This is a genomic window from Lactobacillus amylolyticus DSM 11664, from assembly GCF_000178475.1.
In the GTDB taxonomy this organism is placed as follows: Bacteria; Bacillota; Bacilli; order Lactobacillales; family Lactobacillaceae; genus Lactobacillus; species Lactobacillus amylolyticus.
This window is the reverse complement of the sequence record NZ_ADNY01000047.1, coordinates 1-15,277: the sequence shown is the minus strand read 5'-3', so window position 1 is coordinate 15,277 and position 15,277 is coordinate 1. Positions and strand designations below refer to the sequence as shown.

The following is a 15,277-nucleotide window of genomic DNA, read 5'->3' as shown; positions in this document are numbered from 1 at the left end:
ATTTAGGAAAAAGAGCAAACTTTGATTCGATTGCTGGGGATGCCGAAAACACGACTTTGCCTGCAAACATTGTTGATTATGTCACGGCAGCACAGGCTTTTCACTGGTTTGACCAGGCAAGATTCAGGCAGGAATGTCAGCGCATCTTAAAAGCTGATGGCAAAGTAATCATCGTGTATAATTCAAGGATCGCTGATGCCATTTGCAATCAAAAATTGGCAGCTTTGCTTAAACAGTATTGTCCTAATTTTCACGGTTTTTCAAACGGAATTGCGGCTGTTGACTGTCGACAATTCTTTACCGGTAATTGCGATACCTTTCAAACAGAAAATGATCAAGAATACACCCGGCAAGGCTTTGTTAATCGGACTTTGTCATCGTCATATTCCTTAAAAGCAGGGGATAAAAACTACGAGCAATTTGTTGCTGCAGTTGGCAAATTATTCGATCAGTTGGCTCAGGATGGTAAATTGCTTGTGCCGATGAAAAATAAGTTAGTTGATGGATTGGCTCGGTGAAACTTAATGATTGATAACCGTAATTTGCTAAATATTGTCGCTCGTGAGTTGCAAGAAATGCAGGATAAGGCCACGATCAAACTTTTGACTTATAAAAAGGATCGTTCAATTATTATTGAAAAAGATCGTGCAGGCTTCAGTATCATCGAAGATGGCTACCGCAAAGTCGTTTGGACAGATTTGAATGAGCATGAAGTTATAAAACGTCTGAAAAAATTGCAAAAAATCGAATTTCCACGCAGCAATAAATTATATCTTGAAAGAAAAAAGCAGGTTGAATAACTGATTCAATCTGCTTTCTTGTTTATCTCCTCGATTTACGATATCCTGCAGCTCTTGCGGCAGCTTCAGATTTGAAGTAAACTGCATTTGCTGAAGACATATGATAATTTTGACCACTGGCAACGTGGTAGATCTTGCTGCGCTTGTTGCCGATCACCCGATAACGTGCGGTGCTGACGCGGTGAACAACATGCCGAATTGCCCGTGTCGTTTTCTTCTTAGCAGTCTTTTTTGCTTTAGCAACAACCGTGGTACCTGAATTCTTTACGCGGCTTGTGCCATCTTTGTAATTCAAAACCACGCCAGGCTGCTCGTTAAAGATGAAGACATTGAAGTGAACGCTGTTGTCGCCGATTGACTGAGCTTCCATCTCAACTCCGTTAGCCAATAAATCATTGCCCTTATAAATAGGCGTTACGCGGTAACGAATGTAGTGATTGCCGGATTCACGGATGTAATCTGCCACTTCGTTTTCGTACTTGAGCATGTCAGGATCGTTTAATTCACGGGTTCCCGTGATCAAATTGCGGGGATCATTGTTTTGACCAGTCAATTGATAGCCGATCAAGTGGCAGCGATTGTACAGCCAGCCGCCCTTGATGCGCTTATTGTGCCAGCCGGTTGGATCCCAGGTCAAGCCTTCGCGCTTGACGGTTGGCATCAGCTTTTTATTTAACAGGGCATTCGCAGTTCGAGCCCGATTAAGATAATCGAGATTGCTGTATTTTTGCCAGGGACCGCATTTTTCCGATTCCGTCTTTTTTGAAAACTGTGGCTTATTATGATCAACCGTCACAATTTCCTTGCTATGAAACTTCAAACTAGCAAGCGAGCTGTCACTGTAGCTAGTTGCTTCGACTTTTTGACTCGCAGTTTCGCCGATTGTTGTTAAACTGATGGCAGCAATTAGTGAAAGAGCAAGATGCAACAACTTATGTTTTTTCATTCTTCTCTTCCTCCAAAAATTCATCCATCCTTATTATAGTGATTTTATTCCTAGGGAAAGCATGAATTTTTGCTAACGGAAAACTAAATGAATAAAAAATTAAAGAAAATGAGCAAATTTGCTTGCTATTTTTCTAAAAACAAGGTATTATTAACACCAACACTTAAAGAAAAATTAAAAGCCAATAGATAAGAAGGGGATACCGATGACTATTATTTCAGATCAAGAAATCGCCGACTTTTCCGCCGATTTTAACAGCAATGATAAAAATCAAGTTGCCTCACGTGCCGCTCAACGTTCAGGACTTTTGGAAGCTTCATTTAATGACAGTGTTTCCAAGCGTTTGAACCACGTTTTCTCAATTGAACTTGATACCGAAAACGTCACTGATCAAAAGCATTCCGGCCGCTGCTGGGAGTTTGCAACTTTAAACGTTCTCCGTCACTATTTTGGCAAGAAGAATAAGGTTAAGAATTTTACTTTTTCACAAGCCTATAACTTCTTCTGGGATAAAATTGAACGTGCCAATGCTTTCTATGATGCAATGATCCGTTTGGCAGACAAGCCGCTTGATGACCGTGAAGTTCAATCTTGGCTTGGCTTTGCCGGCGAAGATGGTGGACTTTGGGGAATGGCAATCAATTTAGTTAAAAAGTATGGCGTCGTTCCCTCATATGCCATGCCAGAAAGCTTTAACTCCAATAACACCACGGGCTTGATTGATTCTTTGGCCCGTAAGGAAAGAAAAGATGCCTTGCTTTTGCGCAAGTTGGTCAAGGAAGGCAAGCAAGATCAATTAGAAAAAGCCAAGAAGCAATGCTTGAATGAAGTTTACCGCATGGTATCAGTTGCTTTGGGCGAACCACCAAAGAAATTCGATTTGGAATACCGCGATGATGACAAGAAGTACCATTTGGAAAAGGACTTGACTCCACGTCAATTTGTCCAAAAATACTTCAAAGATTTCCACTTTGATGATTACGTGTGCTTGTCAAATTGTCCAAACCACGAATTTAATAAGCTTTATCACATGCCACTTTATGATAACGTTGATGGCGGTGATCAAATTAAATTCTTGAATGTTCCAATTGAATACTTGGCTCAGGCAGCTGTTGCTCAACTTAAAGCAGGGGATGCCGTTATCTTTGGTAATGACGTTCTCAAGCAAATGGAACGCAAGACGGGCTATCTTGATACTGAACTTTACAAGACTGATGCATTGTTCAGTGTTGATACTCAAATGAGCAAGGCTGATCGTTTGGCAACTGGTGAAGGCTTTGCAACTCACGATATGACTTTGGTCGGTGTCGATGAAGACAAAGGTCAAATTCGCAAGTGGAAAGTAGAAAACTCCTGGGGCGATAAATATGGCCACAAAGGGTTCTACGAAATGAGTCAAAAATGGTTTGAAGACTATGTTTACGATGTAGTTGTCAGAAAGGAATTTTTAACAAAAGAACAAGTAAAATTAGCTGAAGGCCCAGCTATCGACTTGAAGCCTTGGGATAATATCGGCTAAACTCAGATAAAACAATCAATCTAAACCAATATTTTTAAAATACCTCAATCCTAAATACAGACAGTAAGTAAAAAATCTAAAATCTCCTTAAAGAGAGGACCATAGCTTGTTGCTATGATCCTCTTTTCTATTGGGCAAGCTTCTTTCTTGCATGCTTGACTGGATATGATCCATATTCCAATTTAGGAAATTATAAAATGTCACTTATTTGGGCACCGATCAAGATGGAGCTATGATCTTATGCGTACTTGGCACTTGATCTGTGTTCTGATAATTAAGCGAGAACTGTGATGATAAAGCAGGTCTCGTTTTTTTGCTCAGAAAATTGCTTGACATCTAACAATAATCACACTAGGATAATATCGTTAGATGTCTAACAAAAGGAGGGCCTATGGAACCGATTAGGAAAACCGTTCGCCAGGCCTCAACGCAGATTGATCGTGAGCGCGACCAATTTGCGATGACCTTGGGCATCACGGGTACGCAAATGTCAGTGATTGATTTTTTATCCAATCAAACCGAAAATTCTGCTAGTCAAAATCAGATTGAACACGAATTTGAAATTCAGCGTTCTACGACCACCATCATGCTGCAACGGATGGAAAAGCGTGAATTGATCAGACGTGTGGTCAATAAAAATGATAAGCGTCAGAAAAAAGTTCAGCTGACCGAGAAGGCAGAAAAGCTGGTGAAGCAGATTCACCAGTACATGAAGAATGATGATTTAGCTCTACGAAAAAACTTCAGTGAAGAAGAACTTGAAACTGCAAGAAAGGTGTTGAATTATATCAAAGATGGACAATCAGCAAAGAGATAAAATTCCAAGCAAAGTTTTTGCGGCAATCGTAGCGATGGAACTAATGTCTTTCAGCGGGGTAATCGTTGAAACTTCAATGAACATTGCCTTTCCAACATTAATGCGGCAATTTGGCATTTCCACCAATGTCGTTTCCTGTATGACTTCAATTTATCTATTGGCAATTTCAATTATTGTACCGATTTCCGCAATTTAAAAAAGCAGCTACAAAACCAAAAACCTGTTTTTAACTGCTAATATTTTGTTCTTAATTGGACTAATTATTGATGCGTTAGCGCCTAGCTTTGTCATTCTACTTTTAGGGCGTGTAATTCAAGGGATAGCGACAGGGATTGCCTTGCCTATTGTAATTGCATTAGTTGCTGGTATTTTTCTGGTTAAAAGAACGCAAAAATTGGCCCATCCTTTGCTGGATTTGCAGTTGCTCAAGAATAAATACTTTGCTGCATCAGTATTGGGTTTCTTCTTGATTCAAATGTGCTCTTTAGGCAATGCTTTTTTGATTCCAAATTACGTACAGCTGGTCAACGGCAATACGGCTATGGTTGCGGGTTTGCTTGTGCTTCCGGCCGGGCTGCATTGGCGCTTTAATGGGACCGATTGGTGGCCGCTTGCTTGATAAGCACGGTGCACGGCGCGTAATTTTGGCGGGTGTAGTAATGATGCTCGTTCAGCTGGCTTTATTCACCATTTTTGCCAAAAGCATGAACAATCTCTTCATCTCGCTGGTTTACATTATTTATATGGCTAGCATGGGCATGATTTTGGGTGATGTCATGACTTACGCTCTAAGCAGAGTTGGTCAGCCTAAGACGACCCAAGGCAATGCAATTTTAAGTACCGTGCAGCAATTTGCCGGCGCGGACGGAACATAAATCACTTCCGCAATCGTTGCCTTCAGTCAAGCCGGCATGGGATCAAAGGGTCCGACTGCCACTGCGCTGGGCACGCAATTTGCCTACATCTTTTTGCTAGTCATGGCAGTTATCATCCTCTTGATGTTTTTAAAGTATGTCAGGGATGAAAAATAATCCTTGTTTTTAGTGCCACTTTTTCCGTTCTAGAGCGACGGCCTCTTTTAAATTATCGATGACATCATTGAAGTAGGAGGCATTTTCCGTTGTTTTTAGATAAAAAGCACCATACACCAGGGACACGTCGACATCTAAAAAGTTGTAGACCACATCCGGGTTCAAATTGTTGTCATAAGCGAAGCTGGGAACGATGCCAATGCCTTCGTCCGCAGTTGCGTACATCTCGCAGGAGATAATGCCGTCAGATTCTCGAATTTGGTCGACAGGCATGATCTGCTTGAGTGCTTGTTCAATTTTTAAAACTGAGGGAACGGCGGGGCTACTGTTCCAAATCCAGACTCTTTCATTTGCCAGATCGGAAAGTGAAATGGTCTTTTTCTTTGCCAAGGGATTTTTACGGTTAATGATGACAGAGAATTTTCCCGTTAAAAGCGGGGTGAAACCCAAGCGTTCATCATGGTGAAAGAAGTCTTGCTGGATCAGAATGAAGTCGGCCTGATTTTCGTAAAAAAGATCGAGGTTGTCTTCAAAGGAAATGTTGGGTCTGAAGCCGGAGAAGACGATCTCCTGCTGGCTTTTTTGCCTAAATAATTGCAGAAAGCGAGGCAAATAATAGCGTTCAAAAATCGCGGTTGAGTGGCGAATGATGATGGGCCGCTCTTTTTCTTGGGAATAGATATTGGAAATCGTTTCTTCAAATTGCTGATGAATTTGGCATAATTGCTGGTAAAAGTATTCGCCATCCTTGGTGAAAGCGACCTGCCGTCCTTGCATGGTGACGATTTTGAAGCCTAATTCGTCTTCAAGCCGGCTGATATTTTTAGAAACCGTTGATTGCGAAACAAAGAGGCTTTCGGCTGCTTTGGTGTAATTTTTGGTTTTTCCCAGTGCAATCACGCACTTAACTTGCATCGAATTCATAAACTATTCCTTTTTGTCAAACTAGTATTCCTATTAGTACTAATCATAAGCGAAAAAAATGTTTAAAATCAAATTGTAAGCGATCACAAACAAGGGATTGCAGGAGGTTTTTTACATGAAATCAGGTAAATATAAAGTTAGAGCAAAAGGTCATGGTTCAGAATCCATGCCATTGGAAGTCACAATCGATGGTGACAAGATTAAAGATATTGAAATTGATTCTTCCGGCGAAACCAAAGGGGTTGCCGATGAAGTGTTTCACCGTTTGCCAAAGGAAATCATTGATCATCAAACCTTAAACGTTGACGCAGTCAGTGGTGCGACTATTTCAAGCCACGGTGTGATCGATGGCATCGCACAAGCAATCAATGAGGCCGGCGGGGATGCTGAAGAATGGAAAAAGCGTGAAAAGCCTGCAACTAAGAAAGCAAAAGACGAAGAGATAGATACTGATGTTGTCGTTGTGGGTGCCGGCGGTGCTGGCTTAGCTGCTGCCGTTCGCTCAATTCAGCACGGTGAAAAAGTTGTTATTTTGGAAAAATATCCACAAATCGGTGGCAATACCAGTCATGCCGGTGGCCCAATGAACGCTGCAGAACCTGACTGGCAAAAGAAATTCAAGGCCCTTCCAGGTGAAAAGCAGACTTTGGAAGAATTGGCTAAGACACCAATTGAGAAGATTGATCCCGAATATCGTGACGACTTTAAAGAATTGCAAAAGCAAATTAAAGAATACGTTGATTCTGGCGCTGATTACTTATTTGACTCAACTCTGCTGCATGAAATTCAAACTTATTTAGGCGGAAAGCGTGTTGACTTAAAGGGTAATGAAATTCACGGCAAATATGCTCTGGTACATGAATTGGTCACAAATGCCCTCAATTCAGTTAAATGGTTGGCTGATCTTGGCGTTAAATTCGATGAAACTGACGTCACCGAACCAGTCGGCGGCTTGTGGCGTCGTGGTCATAAGCCAGTAGAGCCAATGGGCTACGCTTATATTCACATTTTAGGAGACTGGGTAAAGGATCATGGCGTAAATCCATATCTTGAAACTCGTGCTGAAGATTTAATTATTAAAAACGGCAAAGTTCGTGGCGTCGTTGCTAAGCGTGCTGATGGCTCAACCTTGACTGTTCATGCTAAAGCAATCATCTTAACTGCCGGTGGTTTTGGTGCCAACACAAAGATGGTTCAAAAGTACAACACTTACTGGCAAAAGATTGACGACAACATCGCCACTACCAATTCCCCAGCGATTACCGGTGATGGGATCAATTTAGGTCTTGAAGCAGGTGCCGCATTGGTTGGCATGGGCTTCATCCAATTGATGCCTGTTTCAGATCCAAAGACTGGGGAATTATTTACAGGTTTGCAAACTCCACCAGCAAACTACATTATGGTTAACCAAAAGGGTAAACGCTTCGTCAACGAATTTGCGGAACGTGATACTTTGGCCAAGGCTGCGATTGCCAATGGCGGCTTGTTCTACTTAATTGCCGATGACAAGATCAAGGAAACGGCTTATAACACCACGCAAGAATCAATCGATGCCCAAGTTAAAGCCGGCACTTTGTTTAGAGCTGACACGCTTGAGGATTTGGCAAAACAAGTTGGCATGGATCCTGATACTTTGGTACAAACAATCAAGACCTACAACGAAGATGTTGATAAGGGTGAAGATCCTGAATTCCATAAAAATGTCTTCGATTTGAAGTGTGAAGTTGCACCATTTTATGCAACGCCTCGTCGTCCAGCTATTCACCACACCATGGGTGGTTTAGTCATCGATACTCAGGCTCATGTTTTGGATAAGAATGGCGAAGAAATTCCAGGTTTGTATTCAGCTGGTGAAAATGCCGGTGGTATCCATGCGGGCAACCGTTTGGGCGGCAACTCTTTGGCCGATATCTTTACCTTTGGCCGCATCGCTGCCAACACAGCTTATGCTGACATTTACTACACTGAAGATGATGCAAGTACGGGTGCTTCTCAAAAATAAAAAATTCAATTTAAAGTTCTGATATTTTGATCGTTAAATGCTATAATGTCGATGTTAAGATTTTTTATTTTGATCGCTAAATGCTATAATGTCGATGTTAAGATTTTTAGAAAAGAGATAAAAACAAAATGAATACTATTGCATTTAATCAACAATTATCAGATAAGTTAAATGAAGTATTGAACCCAACTTTTTACTCAACACCAGGCAAGGGCGAAATCACAGTTGTTGCCAATGAAAAGAAAGGTTTGCGTGAGTATCGTATCATTACCAAAGACAATAAGGTAGTTGATTTGATTGATGCTTACAATTCTGAACATGATGCTGACTACCAAAAGTTGGTTGATTTCCTTAAGGATTATCGTTAAGAGAAAGTAAAATTGAATATTTAAAAAGCAGTTTTCCTGTTGTGGGTAGACTGTTTTTTGTTTTAAGCAAAGCAATCATTATCAAATCTTAATTATTCGCTTTTGACAAGAAGATGCAGCTTAGATATCCGATCTAAACTGCATTTTTTTGTTGAAATTTTTCCTCTCATTGATACAATTTTAGAGGATACAAAAGGGAGATATTAATTATGAAATTTAGATTTAAAGCAACGTTGCTCAGCGTAGCTGCAATCACAGCTCTTACTGTTTTTGGTGGACAAATGACTCAAGCTGCAAGCAATTCAGACAGCTCAGTCAATGCCTCATCCAGTTCATCTAGTTCAAATTCTGATGCTTCATCATCAACTTCAACTACTGATTCATCAACCACGTCGTCATCATCCAGCTCATCTTCATCGACTTCTTCTAAGACTAGTTCAACTACGAGTACTAAGAAAAAGACGACAAGCAAGACTAAGACAACTACTAAAAAGAAGACAACCAAGAAGAAAAAGACCGTTAAGCGTCACAAGACCAAGTACCAACCATACTACGATCCAACTGACATGCGTAAGCGGACCGGCAATTACTAGAAGTATTCTAGTGAAACCAAAACCAAGTATCCTAATTTGAAAAAGGTAAAGAACTTAAATTTGCGGGTTTCAATTTTGGGCAACCGTGTTTACGTTCGTTCAGGCAAAAAAGTACTTTACACTATGTACTGCTCAGCTGGCCGAATCGTTAAAGGCAAGAGCTTAACGCCAACTGGTACTTACTACACTAACAGCTACCACCCATACCGCTTCTCATCTGGTCTTTACCCAGTCGGCAGAATCGATCAAGAATACTTATTCCACTCCGTTCCAACTTACGAATGGTCCAAGACTTTCATTGCCAGCGAAACGCATAAGGTTGGTAAAACTCCAGCAAGTCACGGCTGCATTCGTTTAACTGTTAAAGACGCTAAGTGGCTACACTACCATATTCCATACCACACTAAAGTTATCATCAAGAATAGATAGGGTGACTGCTAGTGAAAAACGATTTTGAAGAGGATAAGCCAACTAAAAAGGAAAAAATCAAGGCCATGATTTGGTCCCTTGTCATTACGGCTGGTATTATCATTTATCATTTTCTGTATTTGAAATAAAAAATTGACACTTTTGCTTATTATAGGCAGAAGTGTCTTTTTTAATATATTTATTCATAATAATGCTTTAAAATAGAAGATGAATACGCTAACAAAGAAATAAAACTTGGAGATAATATGAAAGCAAAGATTGAGCGGATTCAGGGCTGCCTGCTTGGAGGAGCAGTTGGCAATGCCCTGGGTGCACCCGTTGAATTCGGACAATTAGATGACATTAAGGCTTGCTACGGCGAGGACGGCATTACTTTTGCCAATTTTAAGGGCCCGGCAAAAATCACTGATGATACGCAGATGACCTTATTTACCGCAAACGGCCTGCTGCTGCCGGGCGACAAGCTGACCAATATTTGGAATTGCTACCAGGATTGGCTGGACACGCAGACCAAGCATAATAAAAGCGAGATGACGCATCGGCCGGTTAGCTGGCTAGTTGATGATCAGCGTTTGTTTTCCGTGCGTGAACCGAGTAATACTTGCATCACTGAACTGAAGGAAAAGCATTTCGGATCATTGACGCATCCTTATAACAAAAACAAGGGCTGCGGCGGTATCATGCGCATCGCTCCGATTGGTTTGGTCAATTGGTCGATTGAAAAAGTGGTGGAGTACAGTGCTCGTGCTTCGGCGCTAACGCACGGCAGCCTGATCAGTTCGATTGCGTCGGTCTTTTTTGCAACGATGATTCATTATTTAAGCCGGATGGAAATTGATATCGCGCAGGCGATCGACAAGACGATCAAGATTGTCAAAAATTTGATCACCAAGCAGCCCGCTCGTGAAGAAATCATCGGTGAGGTCAATCTGGCACGGATGCTAGCGGAAAATAGTCCGGACCGGGATGCGGCCAACATTGCTTCGCTGGGGCAAGGCTGGTTTGCCGATGAGGCCTTGGGCATCGCTGTTTATTGTGCGCTGAAGTATGAGCATGATTTTAAAAAGGCGATTGAGGCGGCGGTAAACCATGACGGCAATTCTGATTCCACAGGCAATTTGACGGGACAGCTGTTAGGCGCGCGATATGGCACGAAGGTTTTGCCAAAAGCATTCTTAGCAAAATTGGAATTGCGCGATGTGATTGAAAAGATGGCGGACATGTTCGCCAATGTAAAATGATTTAAGGAAACACTATGGTATTCAACTTATTTAGTAAAAAGCAAAGCAAGGCAAACAACAGATTTTTGGCTGATCAGCGAGGACAGCAGGCAATTGCCCGCATTCAGAAGCTGAATTTGCCAGCCGAATTGAAGCAGCAGTTGATTGACGCCGACGTTTTTGATATCTGGTTCAGCGATAAGGATTTGGCGCCGCTTGCCGAAATTATGCAGGAGCATGATGATGAAAAGATCGTTTATGCGGCGATTGGCATTAATGTCAAAAGCAAAAACGTTATGCTGGTTTGCACGAATCAGCGCCTCATTATTTTGAGCAAGAAGATTCTGTCAAAAGAGCAGGCATTGGTTATTCCGCTCAAGCAGATCAAGAGCGTGGTGCTGCATAATTCGATCGTCTATGATGAATTGACTTTGATCAATGGGGATGAAATCTTGCGGATCAACGCGATCAATAAGGTGGCGGCCCCGATTTTAGCGAAAAACATCAAGAAATACTCTAAATTAGCACAAAATGATTCTAGTGCATTAGACGAACAAGTAGAGCAGGTAAAGAAGCTGAAAGAACTGCTGGACCAAGGGATTTTAACCAAAGCAGAGTTTGAAGCTAAAAAGAAGCAGATTTTAGGGTTATAATTTTTATAAAAAACAAGCAGGTGATACAAATGTTAAAGAAAATCGGAATTTTTTTGATTTCATTCTTCATCGTGTTGGTCTTCGGATTGACCTTCGACAGCAAAAAAGTTAAATAAAGTCTTTAGATTGAGCATTTTTCTATGCGGGCTCGGTGAAGTCTGATATTCTTAAACAATCAATTACCGCCCGAGGCGACAATATTGCGCATATCCCAGAAAGGAATACTAAACATGTTGGATAACCTGAGCGTAGAAAAACAAGAAATCACTAATGCTTTGATCGACTACTACTATTATTCATTAGATCATCGCAATTTTGCGAATCCCGATTACATCAAGGTGACCGAGGTTCTGATGAAGTTGATCGAAGAAGATAAGAATGTTCTTGTTCAATTTGATGGTGAAGAGAAGAAAGTAATCGATTCTCTGGTGTACATCGTGCAGCACCATCACGAGCGAATTGCACAAGGCCATGAATGGCCACAAGAAAAATGCGCTGCGAAGGCGACAGAACTGGACAAAGCAGTTGCCGTTGCTAGCGCGAAAATTGGATAAGAAAACGCCATCAGAGAGAATTCTCGGGTGGCGCTTTTTATTAGTAATATAATGAATCTAAGATTTAATTTAGAGGATAGTTGAATGACAAAAAAGATTATCAGAGTTGCGGCGGCTGCCATTATTGATCAAGAAAAAGGTTTAGTTCTTGCAGGCAAGAGAAATGCTGACCGCTTGGTTGGCGGCTACTGGGAATTTCCTGGCGGCAAGATTGAAAAAGGCGAAACGCCGCAGCAAACCGCAAAACGTGAAGTTGAAGAAGAGTTGAACGCGGAGATCGTCGTTGGTCCGCAGCTTGGTAAAACGGTACGCTATGAATATGACTTCGGCATCGTTGAGCTGACGGTTTTCTTTGCCAAAATGACGGCGCATGATTTTAAACTTGTGGCTCATAGCAAGATTGAATGGCTGCCAGCTGCTCAGGTCGGGAAATTGAATTGGGCTCCGGCCGATGCGCCGCTGATTGTGGAATTGGCGAAGACTGATGTGAAGAAAGTGGAGTTCTAAATAGAAGAGGCATCCCTAGTTGGGATGCCTTTTAGTTTATTTCTATTCCTAATGTCTATTTTTTGCTTTTGCGAATATTTTTCTCATATAGCTTTGCGATATAATTGAATTATATTTTGGATGAGGGATTATTTATGAAAATTTATAAAAGACAGAGTGTAGAAAAAGCTATCGTACTGGCATTAAGAGAGCTTGGTGGTTCAGCTTCAAGAAAAACAATTAGAAGAGCAATTGCTGAAAATGAATATGATGGCCTCACATATGAGCAAGTTTATTACACGAAAAAAGGTAAAACTGGTAAATACTCACCATTTATGTTTGATTTCAATTTCGGTTTAAGAAATCTATTTAGTGTTGGATATGTTGAACCATTAAAGCGCGGAGAAGATATCGTTTTAACCGACCTGGGCAGATCAGATGATATTATAAATTATCCAACTAAAATTCAAACTGATGAAATTAATTCATATTGGCAAAAGCAAAAAGCTGCAAAAGATAAGGCTAAAAAAATTGCTGCTGAAGATGGTAACGATGAAACGGTCGATTCAACTGATGTTCAAGATTCAGCTGATAATAATTGGAAAACAGAATTACTCGATCAAATCAAGAAATTTTCACCTGCAAAATTTGAAAGTTTTTCTCGTCTTCTAATTTCAAAAATGGAAGTCAGTATCGATAAAGTAAAAGGAGTTAAGCTTTCAGGTGATCATGGTATCGATGGCTTTGGCTACTTTAGATCAGATGAATTTAGAACTAGTCGTGTTGCGATTCAATGTAAAAGATACACAAGTGGTGCAGTAGGTGAATCTGAAATTCGGGATTTTAAGGGTACAATGGATAGTTTTAATGCTGAATATGGTATCTTTGTTACGACAAGTTACTATACAGATGGTGCCAAAAAAATTGCTATGCAAGGTAACAGAACAGTTACTTTGATCGATGGGCAAGAGTTAACTGATTTGGTTGAAAAATATCAACTTCATATTACTCCTGTTAATACTTATTCACTTGATAATTACTATTATGAAAAGGATTAAAAGGAACAGACTTAAGACAAATAAAATACAGGAGACTATGATATGAAAACAAGACTGAACCAGAATATTGATGAAGAAGGCAATACTTATATCTATGTTAAACCATGGTATAAAAAATGGTGGCTTTTCTCGATAATAATTTTTGTTCTATTAATAATTATTGTCTTAAAATTCAATAGATCTGATAATACAGTAAGGATTGCTAATGATGTAACTTCAATTTCAAAAAATAAAACAAAAACTTTAGCTTTTGACTTGGATGATTATCAGATTAGTAAAGCTCTTACTTATAAACTAAAATATCAGAATAATAGTTGGTCAGGTGGAAGTTTTAAAGTATATAGAGTAACAATTTATAAAACCAAAAAATCTCACTATTATGAAACTGGTAGTGGAAAAATAAGACTGGATGGTTTTGTAAGGATATATCTTACGGCTCATGCTAAAAAGAATATTAATGTTGATATATCAGATGGAGTGGTAAACTTGTCTACTATGGAACTTCAGCATGTAGATGATTCAGATGATTATTGGAGTGGCAATATGAATAAGGGAGCAACTAAAAACATTGAAGTTACAGCTCCCATAGAAAAATTGAATAAACTAACTAATATAAAGAAAGTAGCACTGCATTTCGATGTAGCCGCAAAAAGTACAGATGATGATTCATTGGATAAAACTATGAATCTTGTATTAAACCTGATCAAATAAAAAGATAATGAATTACGAACAGATATTAGCTCTTTATCATAAAGTAAAGAATATTATTTCTTACTTTAATAAAATCACTTTCAATAAATTAAACCAGACCATACAGGATGAAGTAAATAAGACTTCAAATATTTCTTTTAAAGACTGGTATGATTCTATTCCTACCAAACTTTTAGAAGATCTTGGTGAAAGCGACAATCCCGCGGATTTGGAATATCAGTATTCTATTCCATTTTTTCATTTGTCTGATAATAATTGGGCAAAAGCAATATTATCGAAGGAAAAATATAAGAGAGAGATTAGTAATTTTGGTAGAAGATATTCGACAAAAATTACTAAATTGAGTAATAATCTAGTTTTTGTTCTAAAGCATAGTGATTTATATAACCTGACTAGAGATCAACGAGAAGATTTGAATGTTACTCTAGATTATATTCAACAAAATATAAAATTTATTAATTGGGCAGAAAGCCAAATTAAAAGATGGGATACTGTTGATCAGGATATCAATATAAGTATTGAGAGTCTAAAAAAACATAGAAATTTATTTGAAGACTATTTCACTGTAACTAAGAGTGATAGTTTATTAAATCAAATTGAAAATGATTGTAAAGCATGGTTGAAAAAAGCCAAATTACAATCAATAAAAAATATTCAAGATAATATAAAGGAAATATGGAATGAACTAAAAGAAGAGACAATAAAAAAGGATATTCAAATTCAAGATAATTTAAACATTCAGAGAATATTTAATGAGCTTCCTTCAAACAGTAAAGCTGTTTTACAGAAATTTGATAATATTGAAACTCTAGCCAATTCCTCTAAGGATCAGTTAATAAATGATTATCGTTTATCTAGTGAAGAGGCTAAAAACTTAATTGATAAAGCTCAGACTACTTTAAATGAAATTAAAAGAAGTGCATATCCAAAATTAAATCAAGATAACCTTTCAGATAAAGAATTACAGCTTTTGGCGTTGTTGAAGGTTAATGAAGAATATCCTTTAGAAAGAGATAAAGAAGTTGGAGATCTAATCAATGAAATTAATAATTTGATGGATCTACTGAGTAAACTTCAAAACCTTGCGATTAATCGATATGAAGCAAATTTACTTGAAAAGCAAGATTACTTGTTATGGCTTAGATTTGAAAATAAGATTTATTTTG

The 15,277-nt window shown here is 39.2% G+C and carries 17 protein-coding genes and 1 pseudogene; 16 read left to right on the top strand and 2 right to left on the bottom strand.

Annotated elements, in window-relative coordinates:
* Positions 1 to 518, top strand: a 518-nt coding sequence (locus HMPREF0493_RS05670) for a methyltransferase domain-containing protein (RefSeq protein ID WP_006352372.1), incomplete at its 5' end; no start/stop codon positions are given.
* 6 nt (positions 519 to 524) lie between these two features.
* Positions 525 to 800: a hypothetical protein gene (locus tag HMPREF0493_RS05665; RefSeq protein ID WP_006352371.1), complete on the top strand. Its 276-nt coding sequence runs from the start codon at positions 525 to 527 to the stop codon at positions 798 to 800.
* Between the two features lie 22 nt (positions 801 to 822).
* On the opposite strand, the gene HMPREF0493_RS05660 is transcribed toward HMPREF0493_RS05665, so the two are convergent.
* Positions 823 to 1,746: a DNA/RNA non-specific endonuclease gene (locus HMPREF0493_RS05660; RefSeq protein ID WP_040457301.1), complete on the bottom strand. Its 924-nt coding sequence runs from the start codon at positions 1,744 to 1,746 to the stop codon at positions 823 to 825.
* 205 nt (positions 1,747 to 1,951) lie between these two features.
* Between HMPREF0493_RS05660 and HMPREF0493_RS05655 the strand changes: the two genes are divergently transcribed.
* The 3 genes and pseudogenes from HMPREF0493_RS05655 to HMPREF0493_RS08825 all read left to right on the top strand — a co-directional run bounded on the left by HMPREF0493_RS05655 (position 1,952) and on the right by HMPREF0493_RS08825 (position 5,113).
* Positions 1,952 to 3,265 carry a C1 family peptidase gene (locus tag HMPREF0493_RS05655; protein WP_006352369.1) on the top strand — a complete coding sequence of 438 codons (1,314 nt, stop codon included), beginning with the start codon at positions 1,952 to 1,954 and terminating at the stop codon, positions 3,263 to 3,265.
* Between the two features lie 391 nt (positions 3,266 to 3,656).
* Entirely contained in the window at positions 3,657 to 4,082 is a 426-nt protein-coding gene (locus HMPREF0493_RS05650) for a MarR family winged helix-turn-helix transcriptional regulator (protein WP_006352368.1), read from the top strand.
* Positions 4,060 to 5,113 (top strand): annotated as a pseudogene (locus tag HMPREF0493_RS08825) (MFS transporter). The gene HMPREF0493_RS05650 and the pseudogene HMPREF0493_RS08825 overlap by 23 nt, the downstream one beginning before the upstream one ends.
* Positions 5,114 to 5,122: 9 nt before the next feature.
* Here HMPREF0493_RS08825 and HMPREF0493_RS05640 read toward each other — a convergent pair.
* Entirely contained in the window at positions 5,123 to 6,037 is a 915-nt protein-coding gene (locus HMPREF0493_RS05640) for a LysR family transcriptional regulator (protein ID WP_133286280.1), read from the bottom strand.
* Positions 6,038 to 6,152: 115 nt separating this feature from the next.
* Here HMPREF0493_RS05640 and HMPREF0493_RS05635 point away from each other — a divergent pair, with 115 nt between their 5' ends.
* The 11 genes from HMPREF0493_RS05635 to HMPREF0493_RS05585 form a co-directional block, all read left to right on the top strand.
* On the top strand, positions 6,153 to 8,039 hold the full coding sequence (locus HMPREF0493_RS05635) for a flavocytochrome c (protein WP_006352362.1): 1,887 nt from the start codon (positions 6,153 to 6,155) through the stop codon (positions 8,037 to 8,039).
* Positions 8,040 to 8,167: 128 nt separating this feature from the next.
* Entirely contained in the window at positions 8,168 to 8,407 is a 240-nt protein-coding gene (locus tag HMPREF0493_RS05630) for a hypothetical protein (protein WP_006352361.1), read from the top strand.
* Between the two features lie 209 nt (positions 8,408 to 8,616).
* Positions 8,617 to 9,000, top strand: coding sequence for a hypothetical protein (locus tag HMPREF0493_RS09070; protein ID WP_006352360.1), 384 nt, complete (start codon positions 8,617 to 8,619; stop codon positions 8,998 to 9,000).
* Positions 9,001 to 9,036: 36 nt separating this feature from the next.
* Positions 9,037 to 9,429: a L,D-transpeptidase gene (locus tag HMPREF0493_RS08635; RefSeq protein ID WP_006352359.1), complete on the top strand. Its 393-nt coding sequence runs from the start codon at positions 9,037 to 9,039 to the stop codon at positions 9,427 to 9,429.
* Positions 9,430 to 9,674: 245 nt separating this feature from the next.
* Entirely contained in the window at positions 9,675 to 10,670 is a 996-nt protein-coding gene (locus HMPREF0493_RS05615) for an ADP-ribosylglycohydrolase family protein (protein ID WP_006352358.1), read from the top strand.
* A gap of 14 nt (positions 10,671 to 10,684) precedes the next feature.
* Positions 10,685 to 11,302 (top strand): PH domain-containing protein, encoded by a 618-nt coding sequence (locus HMPREF0493_RS05610; RefSeq protein ID WP_006352357.1) that lies wholly within the window; start codon positions 10,685 to 10,687, stop codon positions 11,300 to 11,302.
* Between the two features lie 233 nt (positions 11,303 to 11,535).
* Positions 11,536 to 11,856 carry a hypothetical protein gene (locus HMPREF0493_RS05605; RefSeq protein ID WP_148451048.1) on the top strand — a complete coding sequence of 107 codons (321 nt, stop codon included), beginning with the start codon at positions 11,536 to 11,538 and terminating at the stop codon, positions 11,854 to 11,856.
* A gap of 84 nt (positions 11,857 to 11,940) precedes the next feature.
* Complete coding sequence (locus tag HMPREF0493_RS05600) at positions 11,941 to 12,363, top strand: (deoxy)nucleoside triphosphate pyrophosphohydrolase (RefSeq protein WP_006352355.1); 423 nt, start codon at positions 11,941 to 11,943, stop codon at positions 12,361 to 12,363.
* Between the two features lie 134 nt (positions 12,364 to 12,497).
* The gene (locus HMPREF0493_RS05595) at positions 12,498 to 13,400 is read left to right on the top strand and encodes a restriction endonuclease (protein WP_006352354.1); all 903 of its coding nucleotides are present in this window, start codon (positions 12,498 to 12,500) and stop codon (positions 13,398 to 13,400) included.
* A 42-nt stretch (positions 13,401 to 13,442) separates the two neighbouring features.
* Complete coding sequence (locus tag HMPREF0493_RS05590; protein ID WP_006352353.1) at positions 13,443 to 14,111, top strand: hypothetical protein; 669 nt, start codon at positions 13,443 to 13,445, stop codon at positions 14,109 to 14,111.
* A gap of 7 nt (positions 14,112 to 14,118) precedes the next feature.
* The coding region (locus tag HMPREF0493_RS05585) for a hypothetical protein (protein WP_006352352.1) at positions 14,119 to 15,277 on the top strand (1,159 nt) is incomplete at its 3' end.

What these genes read in the sequence shown, in the direction of transcription:
- HMPREF0493_RS05665 (WP_006352371.1), top strand. Translation starts at nt 525, where the DNA reads ATGATTGATAACCGTAATTTGCTAAATATTGTCGCTCGTGAGTTGCAA.
- HMPREF0493_RS05660 (WP_040457301.1), bottom strand. Translation starts at nt 1,746, where the DNA reads ATGAAAAAACATAAGTTGTTGCATCTTGCTCTTTCACTAATTGCTGCC.
- HMPREF0493_RS05655 (WP_006352369.1), top strand. Translation starts at nt 1,952, where the DNA reads ATGACTATTATTTCAGATCAAGAAATCGCCGACTTTTCCGCCGATTTT.
- HMPREF0493_RS05650 (WP_006352368.1), top strand. Translation starts at nt 3,657, where the DNA reads ATGGAACCGATTAGGAAAACCGTTCGCCAGGCCTCAACGCAGATTGAT.
- HMPREF0493_RS05640 (WP_133286280.1), bottom strand. Translation starts at nt 6,037, where the DNA reads ATGAATTCGATGCAAGTTAAGTGCGTGATTGCACTGGGAAAAACCAAA.
- HMPREF0493_RS05635 (WP_006352362.1), top strand. Translation starts at nt 6,153, where the DNA reads ATGAAATCAGGTAAATATAAAGTTAGAGCAAAAGGTCATGGTTCAGAA.
- HMPREF0493_RS05630 (WP_006352361.1), top strand. Translation starts at nt 8,168, where the DNA reads ATGAATACTATTGCATTTAATCAACAATTATCAGATAAGTTAAATGAA.
- HMPREF0493_RS09070 (WP_006352360.1), top strand. Translation starts at nt 8,617, where the DNA reads ATGAAATTTAGATTTAAAGCAACGTTGCTCAGCGTAGCTGCAATCACA.
- HMPREF0493_RS05615 (WP_006352358.1), top strand. Translation starts at nt 9,675, where the DNA reads ATGAAAGCAAAGATTGAGCGGATTCAGGGCTGCCTGCTTGGAGGAGCA.
- HMPREF0493_RS05610 (WP_006352357.1), top strand. Translation starts at nt 10,685, where the DNA reads ATGGTATTCAACTTATTTAGTAAAAAGCAAAGCAAGGCAAACAACAGA.
- HMPREF0493_RS05600 (WP_006352355.1), top strand. Translation starts at nt 11,941, where the DNA reads ATGACAAAAAAGATTATCAGAGTTGCGGCGGCTGCCATTATTGATCAA.
- HMPREF0493_RS05595 (WP_006352354.1), top strand. Translation starts at nt 12,498, where the DNA reads ATGAAAATTTATAAAAGACAGAGTGTAGAAAAAGCTATCGTACTGGCA.
- HMPREF0493_RS05590 (WP_006352353.1), top strand. Translation starts at nt 13,443, where the DNA reads ATGAAAACAAGACTGAACCAGAATATTGATGAAGAAGGCAATACTTAT.